Genomic DNA, 26,921 nt, shown 5'->3' on the forward strand with positions numbered 1-26,921 from the left:
ACCCAGGCCTGCGCTCTGAAGATGGGCCAGATGCCCGCCGCACAGCACCGTGATTACCGTGCGGCCTTATACAAATCACAAGAAGGAAATGTCGAAAATGTCCATGCTTCGTTACAGCATGGCGGCTTTGCCCATGGCGCTGGTCGCCGTGTTCGCACATGCTGCCTATCCGGCCTGGCAAGAAGGCCAGACCTACGCTGCTGGCACTCTGGTCAGCTACAACGGCCACGATTACCAGTCCCTCGTTACCCACACCGCTTATGCCGGTGCAGGCTGGAACCCGGCCTCCACCCCGACCCTGTGGAAAGATCTGGGTGTAAGCAGCGGCAATACGCCGGTGCCTACACCGACTACCGCACCGACGCCGACTGCTGTGCCTACCCCTGTAGCCACACCGACCACGGCGCCTACCGCCAAGCCGACAGCAGCACCGACTGCAACCCCGGCACCATCCGCAGGTTGCTACCAGGCCTGGGACAGCACCACCGCGTATAACGGTGGCGCACAAGTCACCTACGCTGGCCGCAACTACCGCGCGCAGTGGTGGACACAGGGCGACACGCCTTCCAGCAACACGGGGAGCGGCAAGCCATGGGTGGACCTGGGCGCCTGCGGCGTAACCGGTACACCGACCATCGCACCGACCGTGGCACCGACGGCCACACCGGTCCCGACGGCCAAGCCGACCGTTGCACCGACCCCGACCGCAACGCCGACTGTCGCACCGACACCGACTGCCAAGCCCACGGTTGCACCGACACCGACAGCCACACCGACTGTCGCGCCGACGCCGACTGCCAAGCCGACCGTCGCACCAACCCCGACAGCCACACCGACTGTCGCGCCGACGCCGACAACAGCGCCGACACCGACCACCAAGCCGACTGTCACCCCGACACCGACCGCAACGCCGACCACCCAGCCGACACCGACCAGCGTGCCGAACCCGGGTGCCAAGCAAGTGGGTGCGTACTTCTCGCAGTGGGGCATCTATGATCGCGCCTACTTCCCGAAGAACATCGACACCAGCGGTGCAGCAGCCAAACTGACGTTCCTGAACTACTCGTTCGGCAATATCTACAAACAGGCTGACGGTACCTTCACCTGCGGCATGATCACCAAGCTGGAACCGGGTGCAACCAACCCGAATGATCCGCAAGCCGGTACCGGTGGTGATGCCTACGCCGACTACGGCATGGGCTATGCAGGCAAGGATTCCGTCGACGGCAAGGCCGACGCATGGGGTACCGATGGCCAGCAAACCTACCTGAAGGGCAACTTCAACCAGATCAAGAAGCTGAAGGCCAAGTACCCGAACCTGAAGGTGGTGATCTCGCTGGGCGGCTGGACCTGGTCCAAGTGGTTCTCCAACGCGGCAGCAACGGACGCACTGCGCAAGAAGCTGGTTTCCTCGTGCATCGACATCTACCTGAAGGGCAATCTGCCGTTCGACGCAGGTGACAATGCAGGTGGCCCGGGCGTGGCAGCAGGCGTGTTTGACGGTATCGATATCGACTGGGAATACCCGGGCGGTGGCGGCCAGCCGTACAACAACTTCAGCGCGGCTGACAAGCAGAACTACACGCTGTTCTTCAAGGAGCTGCGTACACAGCTGGATGCCTACGGTGCAACCACCGGCAAGCATTACCTGCTGACTGCCGCCATCGGCGCGGGTTCGGACAAGATCATCAATACCGAACCGGGCCAGTACAGCCAGTACCTCGACTGGGTCAACCTGATGACGTACGACTACCACGGCGCGTGGGAACTCGGTACCACCATCGGCGCAGGCACAGTGACGGACTTCCATTCCAACCTGTACAAGGACCCGGCCAGCCCGAACGTCCAGGCAGGCGGTACGCTGGCTACGTACAACACTGACGATGCGATCAACGCATTGATTGCAGCCGGCATGCCGGCCAGCAAGATCAACCTCGGCATTCCGTTCTACGGCCGTGGCTGGACTGGTGTGGCAGCAGGCCCGAATGGCAATGGTCTGTACCAGGCTGCGCCGAAGGCGGGTGCGTGCACCGGTGCCGATTGCGAAGCCGGTTACGAGGACTACCGTAACCTGGTGAATGCAGCCGGTAACGTGTACTACAATGCCGCCACCAAGCAGATGTGGAAGTTCAACCCGGCCAACGGCACCTTCTACAGCTACGACGATCCGACCGTGATCCAGACCAAGATCGACTACGCCAAGGCCAAGGGTCTGGCAGGTCTGTTCAGCTGGTCGCTCGATGGTGACGACGCGAATGCGACGTTGACCAAGGCTACCGCGAAGATCAATCAGTAACCGTTCGCATCCTTCTCTGCAGCAATGAAAAACCCCGGCCACAAGCCGGGGTTTTTTACATCGTAATACGGTAAATCAAACAGCGCGCTGTCTGACCTGCCTGGCTAGCAAGCGATGGCCCTCAGCATCAGAACGCAAAATGCCCATCCGCCACCAGCTCGGCCAGCGGCTTGCGCGGCGTGGGCTGTTCTTTCTCACGCAGCGCATCAGGCAGGATTGCTGCATCGGCCTGGCGGCCAATGGCAATCACCACTTCCAGATGGTAATCATCCGGAATGCCCAGCACGGCGCGTGCCGCATCCTTGTCGAAACCGCCCATCGCCCGTGTGCGCCAGCCCAGCTGCGCGCCCTGCAACGACAGGCTGGCCCATGCCGCGCCAGCATCGAAGCTGTGGTTGCGCGCCGGGCGTGCTTCCGTCTCGCCGGCCGGCACATGCGTTTTCTTCGACAGCAGCAGCACCAGTGCGGCCGCCTTCGGCGCCCACAGCTGGTTATTGCCGGACAGGAAAGACACAAAGGTGTCCCACTGCGCCGAGCCCTGCTTCACGTAAATGAAGCGCCACGGTTGCGAGTTGCTGCCTGATGGCGCCCAGCGGGCCGCTTCGAACAGGGTGAACAGCTCATCATCGCTGATGGCCTCGCCGGTATACGCACGGGGCGACCAGCGCGCGGCAAACTGGCTGTCTATCGGGTATGCGGGGGTACGTTGGCTCATGGCGGTTTCCTTCGCTCAGCGTGCTGCATCGCCGTGGCGATATTCGGCAGTGATTTCGTCAAAGCGCGCTTTCAAAGCCGGGTCCAGCGTGTAGCTGGCGGCGGCCAGGGTTTCATCCAGCTGTTCCGGACGGCTGGCGCCAATCAGCGGCGAGGTAATCGCCGGGTTGCTCAGCACCCATGCCAGCGCTGCGGTGGTCAACGATACGCCTGCATCCGCACTGGCAGCCTGCAACGCAGTCACGGTCTGGAATTCACGCTCGTGCCAGTAACGCTCCTGGTAGCGGCCGGCAGCCGACCCCAGTGTGAAGCGCGTGCCTTCGGTCGGCGCGCCCGGCTTGTGCTTGCCGGTAAGCAGGCCACCTGCCAGCGGGTTGTACGGAATAACCGCCAGGCCTTCTTCCTGCGCCAGCGGCAGCAGTTCACGCTCGATCTCCCGGAACAGCAAGCTGTAGCGCGGCTGCACCGAAACGAAACGCGCCAGCCTGCGCGCATCCTGCTTGCCCAGCGCGCGGGCCAGCCGGTATGCCAGGAAATTGGATACGCCGATGTAACGCACCTTGCCGCTACGCACCAGATCATCCAGCGCGGCAATGGTTTCATCCAGCGGGGTATTCGCGTCATCCGAATGCAGTTGGTAAAGATCGATGTAATCGGTGCCCAGGCGCTTGAGCGATGCCTCGGCCGCCTCGACCAGATGCTTGCGCGATGCGCCCTGATCCCATGGCTTGGGGCCGGTCTTGCCCACGGCCTTGGTGGCCACGATGAACTGGTCGCGCTTGCCCTTCAGCCAGCGGCCGACAATTTCCTCGGTCTTGCCCACGGTTTCGAAGTTGCCGCCCAGCGGGTATACATCGGCGGTATCGATCAGGTTGATGCCGGCGGCGGTGGCCTTGTCCAGAATGCGGTGCGAGGTGGCTTCGTCGGTCTGCAGGCCAAAGGTCATCGTGCCCAGCGTAAGACGGGATACCTGCAGGCCGGTATTGCCAAAACGGGTAGTAGGAATGCTCATGATCGTATCGTCCTGATGGGTTGGTTCATTGCCGGTTCCGGGAATAGCGGATCAGATCCGCAGAAGGGTGTGCCCAGGGCACTTTGCTGCTTGTCCAGGCCTCGTAGGCGGGCCGGACCAGATCGGGGTTGTCGAGCGTGCCCGCGCGCAGCCAGATCGATTCGGGCCGTGCCGGGTGCAAGGTAAACAACGGTGAACCACAGTCACCGCAAAACTGCCGCGTTACAGGCTGGCCGCTGCCGCCGGCGTGCACGAACGCGCTGGGGCTGCCTGCCACCTGCAGGTTGGCCACATCCACGCGGATGCCGATATTGAATGCGCTGCCGGTTACCCGGCGGCAATCGGCGCAGTGGCAATAGTTGGCCGGCCCCAGCGGGCTGGCGCAGGTATAGCGGATGGCGCCGCACAGGCAGCCACCGGTAACGGGCAACAGCGCACTCATGCCTGCCCCTGCGGGCTGGCCAGGTGCGGCATCACGCAGCGCCTGCAAAAACTGCTGCGCCTCTCGCGGATGCCTGAATTCGATCCAGCGCAGCTGGGCAAATTCACCCGCGGCCCGCAGCGCCGCGTAATTGCGCCTGCGCCGTGCATACGTGGTCAGCACCCACAGCAGGATGGAATCGCGGGAGAAAAAAGAGCGGCGAAATGATTCTGCATTGCCGTGCCACAGCGGCTTTCTGGTACTGGCACGGTAGAGCGTGCGCTTGAGTGAGCGCCACAGCACTACAGTGAAGCTGTAATTGAGCCAGATCACGCAGCTTGCCCGTGACCAGATCAGCCCCCGCACGTCGGCATAGTTGCCTGCAACCACCCAGCGCTCGCCCGCGATAGCCTGCGCCACCAGTTGGCGGAATACCTGTGCCGGTTTGGGCGTCCAGTCCGGCCCCCAGAACAGCGGATCCAGATCCTGCGCGGTGCCACCCAGCACGGCAGCCAGTGCTTCTGCAAAGGTGGTCTTGCCGGCACCGCTGGTGCCGACAATCACCACCCGCGCCAGATCGGCAGGCTGTGCCGGCACGGCATGATCACGACCGGCGCCACACGCATCAGCCGCGCCCACACGCGCAAGCGTAATAGCGGCGAGCTGCGTCGCGGAAGAGAAAGCCGGCAACAAGCCCCCTGCCTCAGTAATGGATGCTGCCGGGGCTGCCGCCACCAGCGGCAATCGCATCGCCATTGATGGCCGCCGTACGCGGCGACGCCAGGAAGGCCACCAGATCGGCAATCTCGGCTGCATCCACAATCCGGCCTATGGTGTTGGCCTTGCCGGCGCGCAGTGCAGATTCTTCATCGGTGCGCTCGGTGCGCGTGGCGCCCGGGTGGATGGCCACCACGTTGATGCCCTGCGGGCCTAGCTCATCCGCCAGATTCTTGGTGATGGCCGCCACGCCCACATTGCGCAGCGTGGCCACCGGGCGGCCGGTCTTGTGGATGGCGAGGCCGCCGATATTGATGATGCGCCCCCACCCATTGCGGATCAGGTGCGGCGCCAGCGCTCGTGCGGTTCGCAGATAGCCCACCACCTTGATATCCACATCCAGCAGCAGCTCGTCATCGATGATTTCCGCCAGCGCGGTAGCGGTGGAAATGCCGCCCGGCTGCGCGGCAGCGTTCACCAGGATATCGATGCCGCCCAGCGCCTCGATCGCATGCGCCACCAGCGCATCAGCCGCATCCTTATTGCCGGTATCGGCCACCACCGGCACGATGCGGCGGCCGGTTTCGTCAGCCAGCTCGCGCGCGGTGGCTTCCAGCGCTGTGCGGTTGCGCGCGGCAATCACCACATCCACGCCTTCCAGCGCCAGTTGGCGCGCAATGGCCTTGCCGATGCCGCGGCTGCCGCCGGTCACGATCGCACGTTTGCCTTTCAGTTGCAGATCCATGGGTGTGTCCTTTCCAGGTTGAACGACAGCGCCGCCCGGCTTCATCCGAAGCAGGCTCAGGCGCGGGTAATCGGGATGCAGTGGGATGCAGGAGCTGGTTATCAGCCAATCACCCCGAACAGTTCGCCTTCCAGCGGCTGCGAGCGGAAACCATCCGGCCCCTGCGGCAAGTCGCCGGCCACGGTGATGCGGCGCACGGTACGCGGCAGATCGAAGTGTGCGTAATCAATGGGGCCGGCATGCGCGGTGGCCTGGTTGTCCCAGATCACCAGTGCGTCGGGTGTCCAGCGAAAGCGCACCTGGTATTCGGGGCGGGTGACTTCTTCGCTCAGCAAATCGAGCAGCGCCTGGCTTTCCCGCTCGCGCAGGCCGATGATGTGGCTGGTGGTGCCCGGGTTCACGAACAGGATTTTTTCGCCGGTCACCGGATGGATGCGTACCAGCGGGTGCAGCGATACAAACGGCCCTGCCGCCTTGCCATCGCGGCGGATTTTTGGTGCTGTGCCGGCGTCGTAGCTGCTGGTGCGGTGCACCGCCTGCAATTCATCCACCAGCGCCTTGATCCTGGGCGACAGCCCCGCATACGCCAGCGCCAGGTTGCTCCACAACGTATCGCCGCCATAGGCAGGTATCTCGATCCCGCGCAGGATGGAATAGCTGTTGGGGTTGGCCACGAACGTGATGTCGATATGCCAACCCTTGTAATCACGCGGCGGCCGCGCGCTGGGTATCGCCACATCCGGCCGGTGCTTCTTGTACTCGGATGCATGCCGCTCCCAGATTTCCGGGTGATCCAGCAAGCCCTCCGAGATCGGGTGCGCCGGTGTCAATGGTCCGAAATAACGGCCAAAGCGCAGTTGGTCTTCATCGGAAATCGGCTGGTCGCGGAAGAACAGCACCTTCCATTGGTGTAGCGCCGCCTTGATCGCCACCACGGTATCGGGCGGCAGCGGCTGGCGCAGATCCACGCCGTAAATCTCTGCGCCGATCACTGGCGTGACCGGGCGGATATCCAGCGTGCTCACGTCTGCGTCGGCATCGGCAGTAAAGGCTGTGGTTGGGGCGGTGCTGGGCATGGGTGCTCCTTGGCTGGTTGCGCCGATCGGGCTGATCCGGGTTAGGGATGGGCCGCGTGACCTGCCGCGCATTGCGGCTACACCTTGGCTACAGCAAGCAGTGTTCCAGCCTGCAACGCACGGTTTTGCTCGATCAAACCGGCCACTTTGCGCAATACCCAGCAGCCTTGGCAGCAAGCTGCACCGATCAGCACAGCGCTACCGCACGTGCGCCATCCCCTTGCCCCTCCTGCACCCTCACAGGATTTGAGCTACTTCCTCGAAACTGAGGCGCGGCGCGCGTTCCACCAGGCTGGCCGGGTCGCCATAGCCCAGGTTCACCACCATGAATGCATGCGCGGTGCCATCGGGGAAGAACTCGGCATCCACCAGCGCCGGCTTGAAGCCGCTCATCGGCCCTGCATCCAGCCCCAGCGCCCGTGCCGCAATCAGCAGGTACGCCGCCTGCAAGGTAGCATTGGTACGCGCCGCCGGCTCGATCTGGCCGGGGTCCGCATCGAAGAACGCCTTGGCGTCATAAGCAGGGAACAGCCTGGGCAGATGCTCGTGAAAACGCTGATCCCACGCCACCACCACCGTCACCGGTGCGGCCAGTGTCTTTTCCCGGTTGGAGCTCGACAACGCCGGCGCCAGCCGCGCCTTGGCCTCGGGCGAGGTAATGAACAGATAGCGCGCCGGCTGCGCATTGAAGCCGGTCGGCCCATGCTTGAGCAGCGCATACAGCTCGCGCAACAAGCGCTCGCTCACCGCCACCGGGCGGAAAACATTGTAGGTACGCGCCTTGCGGAACAGCTGATCCAGCGCATGAAAATCCAGTGTGGCCTTCATCGGTTTCCCCGGGGCTGCCCAGCGGGCCAGCCCATCAAAGCACAAAGCCGATACCCCGCAGTGGCAAGGTATCGGCTGCAACATCCGCTTGAGGCCGCCACTATTGCGGCCCGGCGCGGTTGGCGGTTACGCCTGCTTGGCGTCGCGGTAGCCCGCGTAGCGGTTTTGCGGGATCGGCAAACCCAGGTTGCCACGCAAGGTCGATGCCTCGTACTCGGTACGGAACAAGCCACGCTTTTGCAGGATGGGGATCACCAGCTCGGAGAACTCCACCAGCCCGGTCGGGTAGGTCGGCGCCAACAGGTTGAAGCCGTCGGCCGCTTCATTCAGGAACCACTCTTCCAGCTGGTCGGCAATGCTGTCCGGCGTGCCATGGATCACGCGGTGGCCACGTGCGCCTGCCACCCATTCGTACAGCTCGCGGATACTCAGGTTTTCACGCGCGGCCAGCTCCAGCAGCAACTGACGACGGCTCTTGTTGTTGTTGGTGTCCGGCAGGTCTTGCGGCACCGGGCCATCCAGATCGTAATCGCGCAGCACTTCCAGCCCGCCCAGGCTGGCCAGCAACGACAGACCGATCTGCGGGTGGATCAGCGCACGCAGCTGTTCTTTCTTGTCCAGCGCCTCTTGCTCGGTACGGCCGATCACCGGGTACACGCCCGGCAGGATCTTGATATGGTCCGGATCGCGCCCATACTGCTCGGCGCGGCTCTTCACATCGCGGTAGAACGATTGCGCATCGCCCAGCGTCTGCCACGCCGCAAAGATCGCCTCTGCAGTACGCGCGGCCAGCACGCGGCCGGGCTCGGATGCCCCCGCCTGCACCAGCACCGGGTGCCCCTGCGGCGAGCGCGCCACGTTCAGCGGCCCTTTCACCCTGAAGAATTCACCCACATGGTTCAATTCGTGCAGCTTGGCCGGGTCGCTGAATACGCCATTCTCCTTGTCGTACAGCAGCGCATCGTCTTCCCAGCTATCCCACAGGCCTTTCACCACCTCCACAAACTCGGTGGCGCGGCGATAGCGGTCACCATGGTCCGGGTGGCCATCCAGGCCAAAGTTGAACGCTGCCTGCGCATTGCCGGACGTCACCACGTTCCACGCCGCGCGCCCGCCGCTGATCTGGTCCAGCGATGCAAACTTGCGGGCAATATGCCAGGGCTCGTTGTAGGTGGTGGACGCCGTTGCCACAAAGCCGATATTTTTGGTGACGGAAGATAGTGCCGAATACAGCGTAATCGGCTCGAAGCCCGCACCCTGCGCACGCCGGCTACGCACTTCTGCATCACCGGTGCCGCCCCAGAAGCCATCGCTGTCTGCAGTAAATATGGTATCGAACTTGGCCTTCTCCGCCAGTTGCGCCAATTTCTTGAAATGCTCGAAGTCCGTCGCTCCGCCCGGATTGGTATCCGGGTGACGCCATGCGGCTTCGTGGTGGCCGGAGGGCGACAGGAATACGCCCAGCTTGATTTGTCGTTTGCTGCTCATCGGTAAAGTCCTTGCTGCAATGGTCGTCGAAACGCAGGCTGTCTTTGCCTGCTGCACGCACCTGTTGAGCAAACACCGTTCCAGCGCCCACCGGTAACGCCCCAAGCTACGATCAGCACTGGCGGCAAACCCCGCCCGATCAGCCCCGGCGCCACGCAAAGCCGCACTCTGCCGGCAATCAGGCAGGGGCAACCCCACACCTTTCAGGCACCAGTCCCCCCAATAGAACCTTGCGCACTGCGCCGCAACCCACACACTGCGCAGCAGCATGCTGTATTTTCAACAACACGCACACAAACCAGCACTTGGTAGCCCCGAACTCTTTGATGCCGGGAAGACATGGATTAGGCTGTCGTTCACAGCGATATTCCGGACAGGAGATGGTCATGCCCCAGATCAACGGCAAGTTCGACGTTACGCTCGCCAACCAGCCACATGAAGAAAACGTCGGCGACCCCAGCATAGGCAGGCGCTCGATCAGCAAGCAGTTCCATGGCGAGCTCAACGCCACCAGCCAGGGCCAGATGCTGGCCATTGGCGGCAGCGTGCCCGGCTCTGCCGGCTACGTCGCCATCGAAAAAGTAAGCGGCATCCTCGCCGGCCGTAGCGGCAGCTTTGCGCTGCAGCACAGTGGCATCATGAACTGCGGTACACCGTCCCTGACCATCACCGTTGTGCCGGATTCAGGCACAGATGAGCTGACAGGGCTGACGGGAACGATGGGGATCAATATCGTCGAAGGCGCACACTTCTATGAATTCGAGTATGCGCTGGGGTAGATGCATGCGCTGATGCTGCGTGATTCAATGCGACCGCCATCGGCAAACGGGGCGCTGCGGCCTTGATGCGCCTTCCCTCCGGCGTGTGCAGGCCTTATGGATGAAGTGTCTCACCCCGCGCCAGCATGGCAATGAACTCGTCCAGCTTGCGCGCGCGGGTTTCCGGCTTCTTGGCATTTTGCAACCGGAACAGGATGGCGTAGCGGTTGGCACTGTTGAGGGTGGCAAAGCACGCAGCTGCGGCGGGCATGCCATCGAGTGCCCGTTGCAGGTCATCTGGCACCGCCGAATTACGCGCGGACGTGTAGGCCGCCGCCCAACGGCCATCCTGTTGTGCCAATTCGATCTCGCGCCGGCCCGCCGCGCGCATCCGGCCAGCATCCAGCAATGCCAAGGCCTTGTCCTTGTTGATCTGCAACCAGATGCTGCGCGCTCGACGCGGGGTAAAGCGCTGTAGCCAGTAATGGGCGTCATCCGCCTGCTTCTGGCCATCGATCCAGCCAAAGCACAATGCACTTCCAGTGCCTGCCCGTAGCTCAACGTCGGTTGCGGTGCGCCCTTCTTGGCCAAGCGCAACCACACCCCGCTGGTGCCTGCACCATGCGTATCCAGCCAATTTTCCCAATCCTGCTGGGTGATGAAAGTACATTGCAGATCGCTCATGGCCTGCATTCTGTCATCATTTTCAAACCGGCAATCACCGCTTGGCGGCACCGTCCTCCGAACGCAGTGCAAACTCGACCGGCGGCAGCGCAATATCCAGCTCCACCCTGCCCGGCTCCTGTTCGGTCAATACCGGTTCTGCCGGCTGGTAATCGGCCCCGGTATTGAATTGCGCCAGCGCGATCCGCGCCAGCAGCTCGGATGGCCAGGCATCATCGTCCCGCCCCACTTTGTCGGTAAAAAATGAGGTTGTCGCTTCCAGTTCGGCGCGCTTCACGCGGATTTCCACCCGGGTTTCGTCATCCCGTGTGCGGTCCACCATCACGCTTACCCGTTGCACACCTTCTTGCCCGAGCAAGGCCGGGTCCAGACCGAATACCGTTTTTGCTGCAGCTGTCATGGCGCTCTCCCAGGTTGTTCACCCCAGCTTAGGCGCATGCCCGCACCGGCCCTGACCATGCGCGGCTGAAAACCATGCAGGAATACAGGCTTGCACTACAGTCAGTCGTTGGCGGTCTGTACCTGCCGATACCAATCGGCAATTTCGCTGCCGGTCGCCAACCACACATCCTGGCGCGCGGTGATATCCGCCAGCGCCCGGTCAAAATGCTTGCTGCGGTGTGGATGACCAATCAGGAACGGGTGCAGGCAGATCGCCATTACCCGCCCAGTTGTCGCACCATCCTCGTACAGCACGTCAAACTGATCGCAGATGCGTTGCGCAAATGCTTCGCCACTCTGCCCCTGTTCCAGGAAAGCTGTGTAGTCATTCAGCTCCACCGAATACGGCAGCGACAGCATCGCCCCGCTTTTCACCCGCATCGGGTACGGTTGTTCATCGTTCACCCAGTTGGCTACGTAATCGATGCCCGCTTCAGCCAGCAGATCCAGCGTGTGATGTGTTTCGCTCAGGGCGGGGCTCAGCCAGCCACGCGGCGGCTTGCCGGTGCTGCGCATGATGGTATCGATCACCGTGCTGATGATCTGCCGCTCTTCCGCTTCGGGCTGGCTGTTGAGCATGATGGAATTGCTGCTGCCATGCCCCATCCATTCCCAACCCAGTGCATTGCCGGCCTCGATAATGCGCGGGTAATGTTCGCATACATCGGCATTGAGCGCCGCCGTGCCGCGTATACCGTATTTCTCCAGCACCTCCATCAACCGCCACACGCCCACCCGCACGCCGTAATCGCGCCAGGAATAATTGAGCACGTCCGGCACAAAACTGCTGGTGGCCGGGATGATGGCGGCACCAGGACGGTCAAACAGGAAATGCTCGATATTGGGTATCACCCATACCGCTACCCTGGCGCCATTCGGCCAATGCAGTGGTGGCCGGTCGACGATGGCCGAATAGGCAAAACGGTCGTGCCGTTGCGGTGCGCTGGCGTGCAGCGGGGTTGTGGTCTGTGGCATTGCAGACTCCTGAACAAGAACGTGATCTGGTCACTGCAAACGCCCGCTGTACCGATGCAGGGCCAGCAGCAACCACCGGCAACCAGCTTAATGCCGTTCCCCACCAGTGATAATCCGGCTACAGTACCTCACACATCGGACCTTTTTGTCCGCAATGAGAGGGATGCAATGGACAGCCTCAGCGCCCTCAATGCTTTTGTGCAGGCTGCAGAAGCACGCAGTTTCACCGCTGCCGGGCGACAACTGGGTGTGTCGTCCTCGGCCATCGGCAAGGCCATTGCCCGGCTGGAAGCGCGGCTTGGGGTGCGCCTATTCCACCGCTCCACCCGCACCATCGCACTCACGCCCGAGGGCGCCACCTTCCTGGAGCGTTGCCGGCGCATCTTCAGCGAGGTGGAAGCGGCCGAGCAGGAGCTGGCGCAAACGCAAGGCGCGCCATGTGGCAGGCTGCGCGTGAGCCTGCCCATCGTCGGCATGCTGATGATGCCGGCGCTCGGCAGCTTCATGCGGACCTACCCGCAGATCGAACTGGAGCTCGATTTCACCGACCGGCTGGTCAACGTGATCGACGAAGGCCTCGATGTAGTCATCCGTGCCGGCGAGGTCCACGATTCACGGCTGATGAGCCGCACCCTTGGCTCTTTCGCGCTCAAGCTCGTAGCCGCTCCCGCCTATCTGGCACAGCACGGCACGCCCCGGCAGCCGGCGGACCTCGCGCAGCACGCGTGCCTGCAGCATCGCTACGCTACATCCGGCAAGCTGGAGCGCTGGCCGCTATGTGATGGGGAAAAGGATATCGACATCGATCTACCAACAACCGCAGTCGCCAACACCATCGAGCCGCTGATCCATCTGGCCGAACAGGGCCTTGGGATCGCCTGCCTGCCCGACTTCGCCATCCGCCGCCAGTTGGCAGATGGCACGCTATGCACGGTGCTGGATCAGCACACCCGGCATGCCGGCACCTTCCGCCTGTTGTGGCCATCCAGCCGCTATTTGTCGCCCAAACTGCGGGTGTTTGTCGATTTCATGGCGCAAAACCTGTTTGCCGCATGAGCATGCGGCATGCACAGGCACGGAAAAAGTTACATCCCAAGTGCCAGCATCGCTGGCAATCTATCCCATTGCAGACCCATACCCCTGCGCTGGCAAGACAGTGCCCGGCGTCGCCCGGCCATCCTTCATCAGCCCGAAACCCGACAATGCAAAGCAGCAGCAAAACAACCATCGTCCTGATGCCCGGCCTGAATGGCACCGCAGGCTCTTTCCAGGATTTCGCGACCATCGCGCCAGCAGCGCATGAAGTAATCGCCTTCACCTACCCGACCGATACCGCGCTCAACTACGAGGAACTGACCGACTGGGTGCTTGAACGCCTGTCTTGCCTGGAAGGCCCCATCGTACTGATCGGCGAATCGTTTTCGGGGCCGTTATCGCTATTCGTCGCCAGCCGTCTGCAGCAAAACGTGGTTGCAGTCATCCTGGTGGCCAGTTTCGTCCAGCCGCCCAAATCCGCCTTGTTCAAGCTGTTGCCATGGCAAACCGGTTTCTCGCTCACCAGGCCGCTCTACGCATTACGTGTCAGGTCCCGGACGATTAATTACCCGTTTGTGGAATAAGTCAGGCCGCTCTCGTGCCCAGTCCTTCATGGCCTGAACCGGCGTACGGTGACGCAGCGCCAGCTGCGGCAGGTGCTGGTTGTACAGCCAGACATAGCGCGCCAAGGTCTGCGCCAGATCCTCACCCGATTCAAAGCGGTGCGTCGCCAGTACCTCGCTGATCCGGCCGTTGAAACGTTCAACCATCCCGTTGGTTTGCGGGTGGCGTGGTTTGGTCAGGCGATGCTCGATGCCCAGGGCGGCGCACAACCGGTCGAATTCATGCTCGCCGCTGGCCTGCTTTGCTTGTTGAATAGCCGGTCGGTGAACTCACTGCCGTTATCGGTCAGCAATTTCTGTACTTTGAACGGCGCTGCTTTGGTCAGCGCAGCCAGAAACGCACTGGCCGCTGCAGCGGTCTTGCTGGGTTTGCCTTGCACGAACACCCAGCGCGTTGCGCGGTCGATCGCCACAAACAAGTAACGCCGGCGGGTTTCATCAGCCATCTGTGGCAGGTATTTGATGTCGATATGCACGAAGCCGGGTGCGTAGTCCTTGAAAGGCTTGCTGCGCGGGGATGGCGTAACGGGGACCAGTGCTCGCAGACTGCCTACGCCATGACGTGCCAGGCAACGCCCCAAGCCTGCACGGGAAACGGCGGGGTTGAGGAATTCGCGGACGACGACCAGCAAGTCATCCAGCCCCAGCTGGAGCAACTTGCGCAATTCGACCGCGATGTGTTCCTGAGCCGGGGTCAGTGTGGTTTGCAGGTGATATGCGGTATGCGATTCATCCAGCACGGTGTTACGGCGACGCCATTTGGCGATCGTTGGGGAACTGACGTTGTAGCGTCGTGCCAGCTCGGCATCGGACAGACTGTCCGGCGCGGCCTGGATTTCGGCCCGGACGGCGGGGGTGGTCCGGGCGCGGCGATGGAGCTGGACGATCATCGGATAGACTCGGAAAGTGAGGTGATGAGCATAGCTAACGCGGAGCGGGCCAGATAGAGCTGCCAGCCTCTTGGGCTTAAATTATCGTCCGGGATGCGACACCTAACCAGCAGCTTTTGCCTGCAATGCGGCCATAACGGACAGTCCAAATATCCTTAATCGAGGGCTAAAATCATTGAGCCACGATAGTTACTACTTACTAAGCATGACTAGTGGCACAATGGGTACATTACTAGTGAATTAAGCCAAAGCACATCAACATGCCTCTCTCATGGAACGAAATCAAAGACCGCGCCCTTGCCTTCTCGCGAGAATGGGAACACGAAACCAGCGAAGATGCAGAAGCCAAATCATTCTGGGATGGCTTTTTTAATGTCTTTGGCATCACGCGCCGCCGCATCGCCAGTTTTGAGCACGCAGTAAAAAAAGGCGATGGCAAGCAAGGTTTTATTGATTTGCTGTGGAAAGGCGTGCTACTGGTTGAGCACAAATCGCGCGGTCGTGATTTGGATCGTGCGGCCAAGCAGGCCACCGATTATTTCCCCGGGCTGAAAGAGCGTGATTTACCGCAGTATGTCCTTGTTTCGGATTTTGCTCGTTTCCGCCTATACGACCTAGATAGTGGCGAAGAACATGAATTTGCCTTGGCAGATTTATATAAAAACGTGCGGCTATTTGGCTTTGTCGCTGGTTATCAAAGCCATGCAGTTAAAGCTGAAGACCCCGTGAATATCAAAGCAGCTGAGCGCATGGGCAAGCTGCATGACCAACTCAAAGCGATTGGCTATGAAGGCCACCATCTTGAAGTTTATTTGGTGCGCTTGCTGTTTTGCTTGTTTGCCGATGACACCAGTATTTTTGAAAAAAGCCAGTTCCAAGACTTGATCGAGCAGCGTACCAGCGAAGATGGTTCCGACTTAGCCGATCGCCTGAATTCGCTGTTCTACAACCTCAATATTCCCGAAGAAAAACGGTTGAAAAACCTCGATGAGCAGATCGCCGCCTTTCCCTATGTGAATGGCAAACTGTTTGCCGAGCAACTGCCGCCCGCCAGTTTTGATAAAGCGATGCGCGAAACGCTGCTTGATGCTTGTGCAATGGACTGGAGCCGTATTTCGCCAGCTATTTTTGGTAGTCTTTTTCAGAGCATTATGGACGCCAAAGCGCGGCGTAATCTAGGTGCGCACTATACGTCGGAAGCCAATATTCTGAAGCTGATTAAGCCGCTGTTTCTAGATGATCTACGTGCTGAATTCGACAAAATCAAAACCCAAGTTAAAAAGCTCGTTGAATTTCATCAGCGCATCGCCAAGCTGGTTTTTTTTGATCCCGCGTGCGGTTGCGGTAACTTCCTCGTTATTGCCTACCGTGAGTTGCGCCTGTTGGAGTTGGATATTCTGCGTGTGCTGTACAAAGACAGCCATACAGCCCAGCTTGATGTATCGAGCATGATTTACCTCGACGTCGATCAGTTTTACGGTATCGAAATCGAAGAGTTTCCCGCGCAGATTGCCCAAGTGGCACTGTGGCTGACTGACCACCAGATGAATATGCAAATCAGCGAGGAATTCGGCCAGTATTTTCGCCGCCTGCCGCTGAAAAAATCGGCGCAGATTGTGCATGGCAATGCGCTGAAAATTGAATGGCGAGAGGCTTGCCCCAATGCGGATTACATTTTGGGGAATCCACCGTTTATTGGTAAAAAAGAACAAAGCAATGAGCAAAAATCAGACTTAATGCTAATTTTCACCGGAGTTAAAGGCTGTGGAGTCCTTGACTACGTTGCCTGTTGGTACATTAAGTCTGCGAACTATTTAAGCACCGCCAGAACTACTCGTGTCGCTTTCGTTGCCACCAATTCAATAACCCAAGGCGAACAAGTTGGTCTGCTCTGGCCTGAATTATTTAAAAGAAATGTAAAAATTAATTTTGCACATCGAACTTTTCAATGGAGTAGCGAGGCAAAAGGAAAAGCGGCAGTCCATTGTGTCATTATTGGATTTGACTTAACTGACAGACAAGAAAAGTGGCTGTTTGAATATGAGACCCCAAAAGGCGATCCGCATACATTAAAAGTTTCACAAATAAATCCTTACCTAGTCCAAGGAATAGACATTACTCTGCCGAATAGAAAACAGGCAATTGGTACGCAAGCGGCCATTATGGAAGGAAGCGCCTTAATTGATGATGGACATCTTATTTTTTCTGAAGAAGAAGCAAAAATAATAAAGGAAAATTACCCTGTATCAACAAATTGGATCAAGCCGTTGATTTGGGGAGATGGATTCTTAAATGGGATGCGACGCTATTGTTTATGGCTTAAAGATGCAAATCCTAGTCAAATACGGTCAGTTCAACCAGTGCTTGACCGGCTTAATTTGACTGCTAACTTTAGAAAAAGTAGTAACCGTGCAGCTACCAATGTTTTGGCGGCGACGCCAAATAAATTTGGCGAAATCAGGCAACCTGAAACTAATTATTTATTGATACCAAAAACCTCAAGTGAGCGTCGAAAATACGCTCCCATTGGCTTCCTTTCGCCAGATAATATTGTTAATAACACATGCCTTTTTATAGATGGTGCTTCAACATACCATTTTGGCGTACTGGCATCATTTATGCATATGGCATGGCTTCGTTCAGTAGGGGGTCGACTAAAACACGATTACCGCTATTCCGCAGGTATCGTCTACAACAATTTCCCGTGGCCAGAACCGAACGATAAACAGCGCCTCGCCATCGAAAAAGCCGCGCAAGCTGTCCTCGATGCCCGCGCCAATTATCCAGAATCCACGTTGGCCGATCTATATGACCCGCTAACAATGCCGCCCGACTTGCTCAAAGCGCATCAAGCACTAGATAAAGCAGTCGATGCCGCTTACGGCAAAGCATCCTTCAAAACCGAAGCTGAGCGTGTCGCTTTTCTATTCGAGCGCTACCAACAAATTACGAGCTTGCTGCCCACTGAACGACCAAAAAAAACGAGTAAAAAACCAATATAAAAAACCATAAATTTGGAATTATATTTAATCTGGACTTATTTTTCAGGATGAAATCGTGATTTTGTATAAATACATGAGCATTGGTGTATTTGAAACATTCATTAAATCAAAATCACTAAGACTTACTAGATCATACTCCCTAAATGATCCATTTGATTTTTTAGCAAGCAGCGATGATATACAACTCCACTTTAATTCGGAGGAAATGCAAAAAAATTTACTGACTTTGTTAACATGTCAGGCTGCATTTCGATGACGACAGAAAGAGAAAATATATATATGTGGTCGCATTACGCAGATAGTCACAAGGGTGTTGTAATAGGATTTAACTTTGATGAGAAATCACCAAAGTCATTGTTTTATGGCAGTGCAAATATTTATGAAGGAAGCCATACGGAGAACCCAACTTGATTTCGTCACTCTTACGTCAACTACTCTGTTTTACCACCCAATTGTTCTGCCATTAATTAGTGAAAGAATTTTTTCGCTTTATCCTCTGCAGTATCTCTATTTCGCGTTTTTAGACTGAATCTTGCATATTTCTTTTCTTTCTCCAGCCACATCCGCATCTGCCAATATTCGCCACGCTTATAGATCAGCGCACCGTCATATATTTCAATCTCATCGTCTGAAAATACATTCTTTTTGAGTGACATATTTTTAGCCTTGGGTGGCTACGATTTTTAGTAGCTGCAATTTTGTGTAGGAATATGTGCAACTATAAACAAAACGGCCAGCTAAATCAAAGAGATAGCTGGCCGCGTGAAACTTTTGCGCAAGTTAAATTTCGTTAAAAATCAACATGTTAAGTTAATTTTTTTACTCCCACTCGATCGTCGCAGGCGGCTTGCCGCTCACGTCATAAACCACCCGATTGATACCGCGTACTTCATTGATGATGCGGTTGGATACCTTGCCCAGCAGGTCGTACGGCAGCTCTGCCCACTTGGCGGTCATGAAGTCGCTGGTGCACACCGCGCGCAGTGCCACCACGTATTCGTAGGTGCGGCCGTCGCCCATCACGCCTACCGATTTCACCGGCAGGAACACGGCAAATGCCTGGCTGGTTTTTTCGTACCAGCCGAATGCGCGCAGCTCTTCGATGAAGATCGCGTCCGCACGGCGCAGCAGGTCGCAGAATTCCTTTTTCACTTCGCCCAGCACGCGTACACCCAGGCCCGGGCCCGGGAACGGGTGGCGGTAAACCATTTCGTGCGGCAGGCCCAGCGCCACGCCGAGTTCGCGCACTTCGTCCTTGAAGAGTTCGCGCAGCGGCTCCAGCAGCTGCAGCTTAAGTGTATCCGGCAGGCCACCCACGTTGTGGTGACTCTTGATCGTGTGGGCCTTGCCGGTCTTGGCACCAGCCGATTCGATCACGTCCGGGTAGATGGTGCCTTGTGCCAGCCACTTGGCGCTGGGTAGCTTGGCCGATTCAACCTGGAATACTTCAACAAATTCGCGGCCGATGATCTTGCGCTTGGCTTCCGGATCGCTCACGCCGGCCAAGTGGCCCATGAACTGCTCGCTGGCGTTCACGTGGATCACCTTCACACCCAGGTGCTTGTTGAAGATGTTCATCACCTGCTCGCCTTCGTTCAGGCGCAGCAAGCCGTTGTCCACGAACACGCAGGTGAGCTGATCGCCAATCGCACGGTGGATCAGCGCGGCAGCCACCGACGAATCCACGCCGCCCGACAGGCCCAGGATCACTTCATCGCTGCCTACCTGCTCGCGGATGCGCGCAACGGCCTGGTCGATGTAATTGGGCATGGTCCAGCCCGGCTGGCAACCGGCCACATCCAGCACAAAGCGGTTGAGCATGTCGCGGCCCTTGAGGGTATGCGTCACCTCCGGGTGGAACTGCACCGCATAGAAGCCACGCGCTTCGTCGGCAATGGCGGCAATCGGGCAGGCGGCGTTTTCTCCAATGATGCTGAAGCCCTGCGGTAGCGCAGTCACCTTGTCGCCGTGGCTCATCCATACTTCCAGGTAGCCTTCGCCATTGTCGCCCTTGCGGTCTTCAATGCCGTTGAACAGCTTGCTATGGCCATGCGCACGGATTTCGGCAAAACCGAACTCGCGGACCTTGCCCGCTTCAACCTGGCCACCCAGCGCCTGCGCCATCCATTGCATGCCGTAGCAGATGCCCAGTACCGGCACGCCCAGCTCGAACAGTTTGGGGTCGGCCTGGTAATCGGATTCGTATACCGAGTTGGGGCCACCCGACAGGATGATGGCCTTGGGGTTGAATTCCTTGATGAAATCGATGGAAACATCGAAGGAATGCAGCTCACAGTACACATGGGCTTCACGCACGCGGCGGGCGATCAGCTGGGTGACTTGCGAACCGAAGTCGAGGATGAGGACTTTGTCCAAGGCTTGAGTCATGGGCGGGCTTCCGTTACGAGCGGGCAATCGCGGATTTTACCGCGTTGTGCGCAATGCCGCGAGTTCACCGGTCGGCGCATTGGCAATCCAGCGCAGGATTTCATCCAGCACCGGGCCATAAAGCGGGGCGCGCGGGTTGTTGGCAATGGCCACCACCGCCCAGTCCACCCCATCGGCATCGCGCACATAGCCCGCCACCGCCTTCACATCCTTGAGTGTACCGGTCTTGATATGCGCGGCCACGTCATCGCGCTTCAGGCGTTTTTTCATGGTGCCATCGATGGCGACAATGGGCAGCGAGGAAATGAATTCCGCACCAAAGCGGCTGCGGTCGGCACTCACCAGCAATTGCGCCATATGCAGCGCGCTGATGCGCTCGCGGCGCGACAGGCCCGATCCGTTTTCCAGCGTCAGTTCATCGAAGCGCAGCCCCTGCTGCCCCAACCAGTTGCGGATGGCGGCAGATGCACGGGTGGGCGTATCACCACTTTCCTGCGATTGCGCACCCAGCGTGAGGAAAAGCTGGCGCGCCATCATGTTGTTGCTGAACTTGTTGATATCGCGGATGGTATTGGCTACATCCGGCGACCTGGTCGAAGCCAGTACCACGGCTTTATCCGGCGTTGCGCCCTCGCTCCAGCCACTGATGCCCTGCCCGCCCAGCTCGCGCCACAGGTGGCGCACCAGTGCCGCCGTGTACGCTTGCGCGTTCATCACCGATACATAGCGCTCCACCCTGCAGCCCGGCGGCACTTCACCGCTCAGCTGCACATACACCTGCAGATTGTTCATCTGCCCCAGCCGCTGGTTCACGCGCTGGCTCCATGCCTCGCAGTTGCCGCCGCGGCCGATGGCAAGCTCGTTGCCCACGCGTACTTCCGCCAGTGGCGGATCGGCGTTCAGCTTGACCTTGTCACCGGTGCTGTCGATCAGCAAGCGGATCGATTTGAAGTTGGTCAGCGCGGCATCGGGCTCTACCATGAACGGGCGCTCGGCGCCGTTGCCGTCATCGTCGAACGATGTTTCTGGCGGCAGCTGGAACAGCGATCGATCCAGTACCAGCTTGCCGCGGATATCGGTCACGCCGGCGGCTTTCAGATCCCGCAGCCACAGCCACATGCGCTCCAGCGTCAGCTTGGGGTCGCCGCTGCCGCGCAGGTACAGGTTGCCATTGATCACGCCATTCACCGGTTGGGCATCGGCCAGCAGATCGGTCTGCCACTGCCACGCCGGCCCGAGCAAACCCAGCGCGCTGTAGGTAGTCACCAGCTTCATGGTGGATGCCGGGTTGACCGGCTTGTCCGCCTGGTATTGCAGCACCGGCTTGCCGTCGGACAGCGACAGCACCGCAACCGAGAGGCCATCGGCCGCGAGTTTGTTCGATTTGAGCGCATTGCTCACGGAAGTGGGCAGTGTGTCCGCCGCAACAGCGGCCAAGGTGGCGCCCGCACAGCACAGTGCTGCAATGGCATTACGCAAAAGCATCATCGGATATCCAGTTTCACATCGGGGTGGCGCTGCTGCCAGGCGATGGCAGCGGCACGATAAGTGGAAAGATCGGCGGCATAGAAATCGAAAATGCACGGGTCGCAACCGCTGCCGCAGCACTCCTCCAGCGCGGGTTCGTGCGGTGGCGCGGGTGGCGGGTCATCGGGAAACTGTGCAACAAGAAGATCGTGGTTACCGGCTTGCATGGATAGGGATCGGATCAGTGTGTATCGGTTAGAAGCAGTCACATAGGTTAGAATCGGCCCCATGGCCTACCAAGTACTTGCCCGCAAGTGGCGACCCAGAACCTTTGCCCAGCTCGTCGGGCAAGAACACGTGATCCGCGCACTGGCGAATGCCTTTGCCAGCGAACGGCTGCATCATGCCTACCTGCTGACCGGCACGCGCGGGGTGGGCAAGACCACCATCGCGCGCATCATGGCCAAGGCGCTCAACTGCGAAACCGGCATCACCGCAGCGCCGTGCGGCGTCTGTTCCGCCTGCACGCAGATCGATGCCGGCCGCTTTGTCGACCTGCTGGAGATCGATGCTGCGTCCAACACCGGCATCGACAATATCCGCGAGGTGCTGGACAACGCGCAGTACGCGCCCACCGCCGGGCGCTTCAAAGTGTACATCATCGACGAAGTGCACATGCTCTCCAAGAGCGCGTTCAATGCCATGCTCAAAACGCTGGAAGAACCGCCGGGCCACGTCAAATTCATCCTGGCCACCACCGATCCGCAAAAAGTGCCGATCACCGTGCTCAGCCGCTGCCTGCAGTTCTCGTTGCGGCAGATGACGCCGCAACAGGTTGCCGGCCACCTGAACACCGTGCTGGATGCCGAGCAGATCACGTTCGAGCCCGCAGCGCTGCCGCTGCTGGGCCACGCCGCCAATGGCTCCATGCGCGATGCGCTGTCGCTGCTGGACCAGGCCATTGCCTATGGCGCCGGCAAGGTGGAGGAATCCGGCGTTCGCACCATGCTGGGCGCGGTGGACCAGAGCTACCTGTTCGATTTGCTGAACGCGCTGATTGCGCGTGACGGTACGGCACTGATGGCTGCGGCCGATGCCATTGCCGGCCGTGGCTTGTCGTACGAAGCCGCACTGCACGAGCTGGCCCATTTGCTGCATCTGATTGCACTGGCGCAAACCGTGCCTGGCGCGCTGGCGGATGAACTGCCACAACGCGGCGATATCCTGACCGTTGCACAGGCGCTGGCGCCGGAAGATACCCAGCTGTTTTACCAGATCGCATTGCATGGCCGCCGCGATCTGCCCCTGGCACCGGATGAGTACGCCGGCTTCACCATGACGCTGCTGCGCATGCTGGCCTTTGCGCCGACCGAAGCCGATCAACTGGCAGCGCTGCCGCGCAGCACCCCTGCTGCTATCGTCACACCAGCCACCGCCGCACCGGTAGCCAGCACACAGGCATCCGCTGCAACTGCAGCCCCCATACCTGCAGCACCTGCCGAAGCCCAGCCGCCCGCCGTGGAAGAGGTGCCACGCGCCTACGTACCTACCATCCCGGTGCAGATGCATACCGAGGCAGCGCCAGAGCCGGTCGCGCCACCTGCTCCACCGCCGGCGCCGGTAGAGGAGCTCGCACCCTGGCAGGAAGAAGACCCGGCCAGCCGCGTATTCGATGGTGACTGGCGTGCGCTGATCACACGCATCAAGCTGGGCCGTGCGGGCATGCTGGCGCAGCATGCCGAGCTGGTCAGTTACGAAACCGATGCGTTCGAACTGAAAGTGGCGGACGAACACAAAAACGTCGCCACCCGTGATTATCAGGATGCATTGCGCGAAGCGCTGAACGCCCATTTCGGCCGCACCATGCAGTTGAAGATCAGCCTGGATACCAGCACCGCCGATACGCCGGCCGCCCAGTTGCAACGCGAGCGACAGCAAAAGCAGGTAGAGGCCGAAGCCCATATCCAGGGCGACCCATTCGTGCAGACGCTGGTACGCGATTTTGGTGCCAGCATCCTGCCCGACTCGATCAAACCCGTTTAAACCCACTGCCGGGCCAGCGCCCGGCTTGCAAACAAGGAGTTCACCATGTTCAACAAAGGCGGCATTGGCCAGTTGATGCAGCAGGCGCAGAAAATGCAGGAAAACATGGCCAAGGCTCAGGAAGAGCTGGCCAAGGTCGAAGTCGAAGGCGTCGCTGGCGCAGGCATGGTCAAGATCGTGATGACCTGCAATCACTCGGTAAAGCGCGTTGCCATCGACGACTCGCTGCTGAGCGACGATAAGGACATGCTCGAAGACCTGCTGGCCGCAGCATTCAACGATGCATCGCGCAAGGCGGAAGCCACCAGCCAGGAACGCATGAGCGGCATGACGGCCGGCCTGCCGCTGCCCCCGGGCTTCAAGCTGCCGTTCTGATCACGTTCGGGGGTAGCCTGGTAAGCCCCCGCTTCGTGGTCCGCAAGCCCTGCAACGAACCGTCCCGGCGCAGGGCTTTTTGCATTCAGTCACCGGATACCGCCACGCCCCATGAAAGCCCCCTCCTCGCTCGAGCAACTGGTTCAGGCGCTCAAGGTATTGCCCGGCGTCGGCCCCAAGTCGGCCAGCCGCATGGCCTACCATCTGCTGCAGCGCGATCAGGCGGGTGCCGCCAACCTGGCGCATGCGATCGAATACGCGATCGCCACGCTGCGGCATTGCCGCAGCTGCAATACCTTTACCGAAGCCGAAGTGTGCGAGATCTGCGCAGATGAAGACCGCAACCGCCAGCAGCTGTGCGTGGTGGAAATGCCCACCGATCTGATGATGATCGAGCAGACGCTGGCTTACCACGGGCTGTACTTCGTGCTGATGGGCAGGCTGTCACCGCTTGATGGCATCGGCCCCAATGACATCGCGCTGTCGCGGCTGCTGGAGCGTGCGGTGGATGGCGAGGTGCAGGAAGTGGTGATCGCTACCAACTTCACCGTGGAGGGCGAAGCCACCGCCCATTACCTGGCCGAGCTGTTGCGTACCCGCGGCCTGCAGGTCAGCCGTATTGCGCGCGGCCTGCCAGTGGGGGGCGAGCTGGAGCATGTCGATCCCGGCACGCTGGCGCAGGCACTGGTCGAGCGGCGCAAACTCTGAGCGCCTGCACCTTTACCATCACCCAGGCGCTCCAGCGAGCCGACACATGGCAAGCCAACCGCCTTTCCGACGTGCAATCACTCCACCAGTTGCACACCCACGGCAGCCCACGCTGGCACCCGGTTATGGAACGCGCCGGCAAAGGTACGATGCGCCTCCTTGTCGCTGAATGCCGCCTTCAGCAATGCCCTGTCCTGCGCATTGAGTGAACGGCGGGACAGATAGAACCCTTCATCCGGTGCCGACATCAACGGCAACACGAAGATTTCTTCCGTCACGTACTGCAGGATCGCTTCGGTCATCGCCAACGGGCTGATCAGGATCACGCCGGCGCGACCCGCAGCCAGTTTTTTTGCCGCCGTATCAGGGTCTACCACCGTTTCCAGCCGTTGCTGGTTATCCAGTACGCTGACCAATCCAGCGTATTGCTCCCCGTATTCATAGCCACGCACGATATTGACGGGAAAACTGCCGCTCAACTGGCTATCCGGCGCCAGCACATCACGCTGGCTGCGCAAGCCGATGGCGGCCACGATGGGTCGGGAAAAGACCACCAGCTCGCCAGCCTCGTCCCTTTCCGCGCTGCGAATGGCGGCCATCATCAGATCGGCTTCACCGCTCATGAACATCTTCCACGCACGAATGCGCGGCACCCGGATGAAATTGAACCGGCATTGCGTTTTACGGGCGATCACGTCCATCACCGCCATGTCGATCCCGCCCGGCGTGCCTTTCTCGCCCACGGTGACATAAATCCCCACCGGGCTGAGCGGCACGTTGATTGGCCGCGAGCAACGCGCGTGCACCACACCCGACCACCCGATCATCACACCCAGCCACAATGCGGCCCAGCATCGCTGCGGCCGACTGCAGCACATGCTGATGGCACGACTCATGAAGTTCATCGCATCTCCAAAGCCCAGTGTTCTGCAAGAAACCGGCGTGCTACGAATCAATATAGCCAAGGGTGCGTTTTGACGACAACACTGCCGCATCCGCCCGGCGCATCGCAAGAACCGGCGTTTACCCACGAGACAGCAGTGACAAAAAAAGCCCCGCATGGCGCGGGGCAAGTTGACTACTCACGAGGAAATCGTTGGCGGCGCATCTGGCGCCGCCGTTGAATCAGGCCATCACGCCAGGCGGGCTTCGGTTTCCGCATCGAACAGCACGGCCTTGGAGACATCCGGCTGCAGGCGCACGGTTTCGCCGGGGCCCTTGGCATCGCGCGGGTGCAGCCGCGCGCAGACTTCCACGCCATTGAGCTGCGTCAGCACCATGGTGTCCGGGCCGGTCGGTTCAGTCAGGTGTACCTTGCAGGCCAGGCTGTCGCCACTGTCGATCACCACGTCGAATTGCTCTGGCCGGATGCCGAGGATCACCTTCTTGCCGACAGCGCCCACCAGCTTGGCAGCCTGCGGCAGCGCGATGAAACGGGCTTCGCCTTCGCTTTGCAGGCTCACGCCCAGCGCGCCGTTCTGCTCGGCCAGGTGGCAAGGAATGAAGTTCATCGATGGCGAACCGATGAAGCTCGCCACGAACAGGTTGGCCGGCTGCTCGTAGATGTCTTGCGGGCTGCCGAACTGCTGGATCACGCCATCCTTCATCACCGCGATCTTGTCGCCCAGCGTCATCGCTTCGATCTGGTCGTGCGTCACATAAACAATGGTGGTTTTCAGGCGGTGATGCAGCTGCTTGATCTCGGTACGCATTTCCACGCGCAGCTTGGCATCGAGATTGGACAATGGCTCGTCGAACAGGAACAGGATGGGATCGCGTGCCAGTGCACGGCCCATGGCCACGCGCTGGCGCTGGCCACCGGACAGCTGGCTGGGCTTGCGATCCAGCAGGTGATCCATCTGCAGCATCTTGGCCACGCGGGCAATGATCTCGTCCTGCTCTTTCTTGGGTACGCCACGCGTTTCCATGCCGAAGGCAATGTTCTGGCGCACGTTCATGGTGGGATACAACGCGTAGCTCTGGAACACCATGGCGATATCGCGGTCCTTCGGCGCCACGTTGTTCACCATGCGCCCGCCGATATGCACTTCACCGGTCGAGGGGCTTTCCAGCCCGGCAATGATGTTCATCAGCGTGGATTTGCCGCAGCCGGACGGGCCGACCAGAATCAGAAACTGGCCGGATTCGATCTCGATATCGATGCCCTTCAGGATATGGGTATCACCGAAATTCTTGGTGACGTTCTTGATGGCGAGTGCGCCCATGTAATTCTCC

25 protein-coding genes and 1 pseudogene are annotated in these 26,921 nt (G+C 59.7%); 9 read left to right on the plus strand and 17 right to left on the minus strand.

What is annotated here, in order from left to right; genetic code table 11:
- The first annotated feature begins 97 nt into the window (after nt 1-97).
- Entirely contained in the window at nt 98-2,296 is a 2,199-nt protein-coding gene (locus IGB42_RS01205) for a glycosyl hydrolase family 18 protein (protein ID WP_374705041.1), read from the plus strand.
- Between the two features lie 127 nt (nt 2,297-2,423).
- On the opposite strand, the gene IGB42_RS01210 is transcribed toward IGB42_RS01205, so the two are convergent.
- The 7 genes from IGB42_RS01210 to IGB42_RS01240 form a co-directional block, all read right to left on the minus strand.
- Entirely contained in the window at nt 2,424-3,011 is a 588-nt protein-coding gene (locus IGB42_RS01210; RefSeq protein WP_159665387.1) for a nitroreductase family protein, read from the minus strand.
- Nucleotides 3,012-3,026: 15 nt separating this feature from the next.
- The gene (locus IGB42_RS01215) at nt 3,027-4,022 is read right to left on the minus strand and encodes an aldo/keto reductase (protein ID WP_159665390.1); all 996 of its coding nucleotides are present in this window, start codon (nt 4,020-4,022) and stop codon (nt 3,027-3,029) included.
- 25 nt (nt 4,023-4,047) lie between these two features.
- Nucleotides 4,048-5,199 carry a GFA family protein gene (locus IGB42_RS01220; RefSeq protein ID WP_159665393.1) on the minus strand — a complete coding sequence of 384 codons (1,152 nt, stop codon included), beginning with the start codon at nt 5,197-5,199 and terminating at the stop codon, nt 4,048-4,050.
- On the minus strand, nt 5,147-5,905 hold the full coding sequence (locus IGB42_RS01225; RefSeq protein WP_159665396.1) for an SDR family NAD(P)-dependent oxidoreductase: 759 nt from the start codon (nt 5,903-5,905) through the stop codon (nt 5,147-5,149). The genes IGB42_RS01220 and IGB42_RS01225 overlap by 53 nt, the downstream gene beginning before the upstream one ends.
- Before the next feature lie 101 nt (nt 5,906-6,006).
- Nucleotides 6,007-6,981 carry a TauD/TfdA family dioxygenase gene (locus tag IGB42_RS01230; protein WP_159665399.1) on the minus strand — a complete coding sequence of 325 codons (975 nt, stop codon included), beginning with the start codon at nt 6,979-6,981 and terminating at the stop codon, nt 6,007-6,009.
- 237 nt (nt 6,982-7,218) lie between these two features.
- A complete protein-coding gene (locus IGB42_RS01235; protein ID WP_159665402.1) occupies nt 7,219-7,809 on the minus strand; it encodes a malonic semialdehyde reductase in 591 nt (196 codons plus the stop codon).
- A 126-nt stretch (nt 7,810-7,935) separates the two neighbouring features.
- Entirely contained in the window at nt 7,936-9,297 is a 1,362-nt protein-coding gene (locus tag IGB42_RS01240; protein WP_159665404.1) for an LLM class flavin-dependent oxidoreductase, read from the minus strand.
- A 386-nt stretch (nt 9,298-9,683) separates the two neighbouring features.
- Between IGB42_RS01240 and IGB42_RS01245 the strand changes: the two genes are divergently transcribed.
- Nucleotides 9,684-10,076 carry a DUF3224 domain-containing protein gene (locus IGB42_RS01245; protein WP_159665407.1) on the plus strand — a complete coding sequence of 131 codons (393 nt, stop codon included), beginning with the start codon at nt 9,684-9,686 and terminating at the stop codon, nt 10,074-10,076.
- A gap of 94 nt (nt 10,077-10,170) precedes the next feature.
- Here the strand turns inward: IGB42_RS01245 and IGB42_RS01250 are convergent, their stop codons facing one another.
- From IGB42_RS01250 to IGB42_RS01260, 3 genes are all read right to left on the minus strand, one after another.
- Nucleotides 10,171-10,587 carry a YdeI family protein gene (locus IGB42_RS01250; RefSeq protein ID WP_201799787.1) on the minus strand — a complete coding sequence of 139 codons (417 nt, stop codon included), beginning with the start codon at nt 10,585-10,587 and terminating at the stop codon, nt 10,171-10,173.
- Nucleotides 10,588-10,773: 186 nt separating this feature from the next.
- Entirely contained in the window at nt 10,774-11,139 is a 366-nt protein-coding gene (locus IGB42_RS01255; RefSeq protein WP_159665410.1) for a hypothetical protein, read from the minus strand.
- 101 nt (nt 11,140-11,240) lie between these two features.
- Nucleotides 11,241-12,155, minus strand: a complete 915-nt coding sequence (locus IGB42_RS01260; RefSeq protein WP_159665413.1) for a polysaccharide deacetylase family protein — start codon at nt 12,153-12,155, stop codon at nt 11,241-11,243.
- 168 nt (nt 12,156-12,323) lie between these two features.
- Between IGB42_RS01260 and IGB42_RS01265 the strand changes: the two genes are divergently transcribed.
- Together IGB42_RS01265 and IGB42_RS01270 are read left to right on the plus strand one after the other, a co-directional pair.
- Nucleotides 12,324-13,211, plus strand: coding sequence for a LysR family transcriptional regulator (locus IGB42_RS01265; RefSeq protein WP_159665416.1), 888 nt, complete (start codon nt 12,324-12,326; stop codon nt 13,209-13,211).
- Between the two features lie 146 nt (nt 13,212-13,357).
- Complete coding sequence (locus tag IGB42_RS01270; RefSeq protein WP_159665419.1) at nt 13,358-13,774, plus strand: alpha/beta fold hydrolase; 417 nt, start codon at nt 13,358-13,360, stop codon at nt 13,772-13,774.
- Here IGB42_RS01270 and IGB42_RS01275 read toward each other — a convergent pair.
- Nucleotides 13,730-14,703: pseudogene (locus IGB42_RS01275) on the minus strand (IS481 family transposase). The gene IGB42_RS01270 and the pseudogene IGB42_RS01275 sit on opposite strands and share 45 nt — an antisense overlap.
- Before the next feature lie 260 nt (nt 14,704-14,963).
- On the opposite strand from IGB42_RS01275, the gene IGB42_RS01280 reads away from it, so the two are divergent.
- Nucleotides 14,964-17,705 carry a DNA methyltransferase gene (locus IGB42_RS01280; RefSeq protein WP_159665422.1) on the plus strand — a complete coding sequence of 914 codons (2,742 nt, stop codon included), beginning with the start codon at nt 14,964-14,966 and terminating at the stop codon, nt 17,703-17,705.
- Between the two features lie 279 nt (nt 17,706-17,984).
- The gene (locus IGB42_RS22620) at nt 17,985-18,116 is read left to right on the plus strand and encodes a DUF2971 domain-containing protein (RefSeq protein WP_374705042.1); all 132 of its coding nucleotides are present in this window, start codon (nt 17,985-17,987) and stop codon (nt 18,114-18,116) included.
- 56 nt (nt 18,117-18,172) lie between these two features.
- Here the strand turns inward: IGB42_RS22620 and IGB42_RS01290 are convergent, their stop codons facing one another.
- The 4 genes from IGB42_RS01290 to IGB42_RS01305 form a co-directional block, all read right to left on the minus strand.
- A complete protein-coding gene (locus IGB42_RS01290) occupies nt 18,173-18,361 on the minus strand; it encodes a hypothetical protein (protein WP_174764150.1) in 189 nt (62 codons plus the stop codon).
- Between the two features lie 163 nt (nt 18,362-18,524).
- Entirely contained in the window at nt 18,525-20,093 is a 1,569-nt protein-coding gene (gene guaA, locus IGB42_RS01295; protein ID WP_159665428.1) for a glutamine-hydrolyzing GMP synthase, read from the minus strand.
- Between the two features lie 36 nt (nt 20,094-20,129).
- Nucleotides 20,130-21,581: a D-alanyl-D-alanine carboxypeptidase/D-alanyl-D-alanine-endopeptidase gene (gene dacB, locus IGB42_RS01300; protein WP_236822458.1), complete on the minus strand. Its 1,452-nt coding sequence runs from the start codon at nt 21,579-21,581 to the stop codon at nt 20,130-20,132.
- The gene (locus tag IGB42_RS01305) at nt 21,578-21,787 is read right to left on the minus strand and encodes an oxidoreductase-like domain-containing protein (RefSeq protein ID WP_159665431.1); all 210 of its coding nucleotides are present in this window, start codon (nt 21,785-21,787) and stop codon (nt 21,578-21,580) included. Before IGB42_RS01305 ends, dacB begins: the two co-directional genes overlap by 4 nt.
- Nucleotides 21,788-21,848: 61 nt before the next feature.
- Here IGB42_RS01305 and dnaX point away from each other — a divergent pair, with 61 nt between their 5' ends.
- The 3 genes from dnaX (at nt 21,849) to recR (ending at nt 24,686) form a co-directional block, all read left to right on the plus strand.
- Nucleotides 21,849-23,603, plus strand: a complete 1,755-nt coding sequence (dnaX, locus tag IGB42_RS01310) for a DNA polymerase III subunit gamma/tau (protein WP_159665434.1) — start codon at nt 21,849-21,851, stop codon at nt 23,601-23,603.
- A gap of 45 nt (nt 23,604-23,648) precedes the next feature.
- The gene (locus IGB42_RS01315) at nt 23,649-23,978 is read left to right on the plus strand and encodes a YbaB/EbfC family nucleoid-associated protein (protein WP_159665437.1); all 330 of its coding nucleotides are present in this window, start codon (nt 23,649-23,651) and stop codon (nt 23,976-23,978) included.
- A 111-nt stretch (nt 23,979-24,089) separates the two neighbouring features.
- Nucleotides 24,090-24,686 carry a recombination mediator RecR gene (recR, locus tag IGB42_RS01320; RefSeq protein ID WP_159665440.1) on the plus strand — a complete coding sequence of 199 codons (597 nt, stop codon included), beginning with the start codon at nt 24,090-24,092 and terminating at the stop codon, nt 24,684-24,686.
- A gap of 77 nt (nt 24,687-24,763) precedes the next feature.
- Here the strand turns inward: recR and IGB42_RS01325 are convergent, their stop codons facing one another.
- A complete protein-coding gene (locus tag IGB42_RS01325; protein ID WP_159665443.1) occupies nt 24,764-25,513 on the minus strand; it encodes a transporter substrate-binding domain-containing protein in 750 nt (249 codons plus the stop codon).
- Nucleotides 25,514-25,819: 306 nt separating this feature from the next.
- The gene (locus IGB42_RS01330) at nt 25,820-26,911 is read right to left on the minus strand and encodes an ABC transporter ATP-binding protein (RefSeq protein WP_159665446.1); all 1,092 of its coding nucleotides are present in this window, start codon (nt 26,909-26,911) and stop codon (nt 25,820-25,822) included.
- Nucleotides 26,912-26,921 lie beyond the last annotated feature (10 nt).

It is taken from the genome of Andreprevotia sp. IGB-42 (genome assembly GCF_009848685.1).
GTDB lineage: Bacteria > Pseudomonadota > Gammaproteobacteria > Burkholderiales > Chitinibacteraceae > Andreprevotia.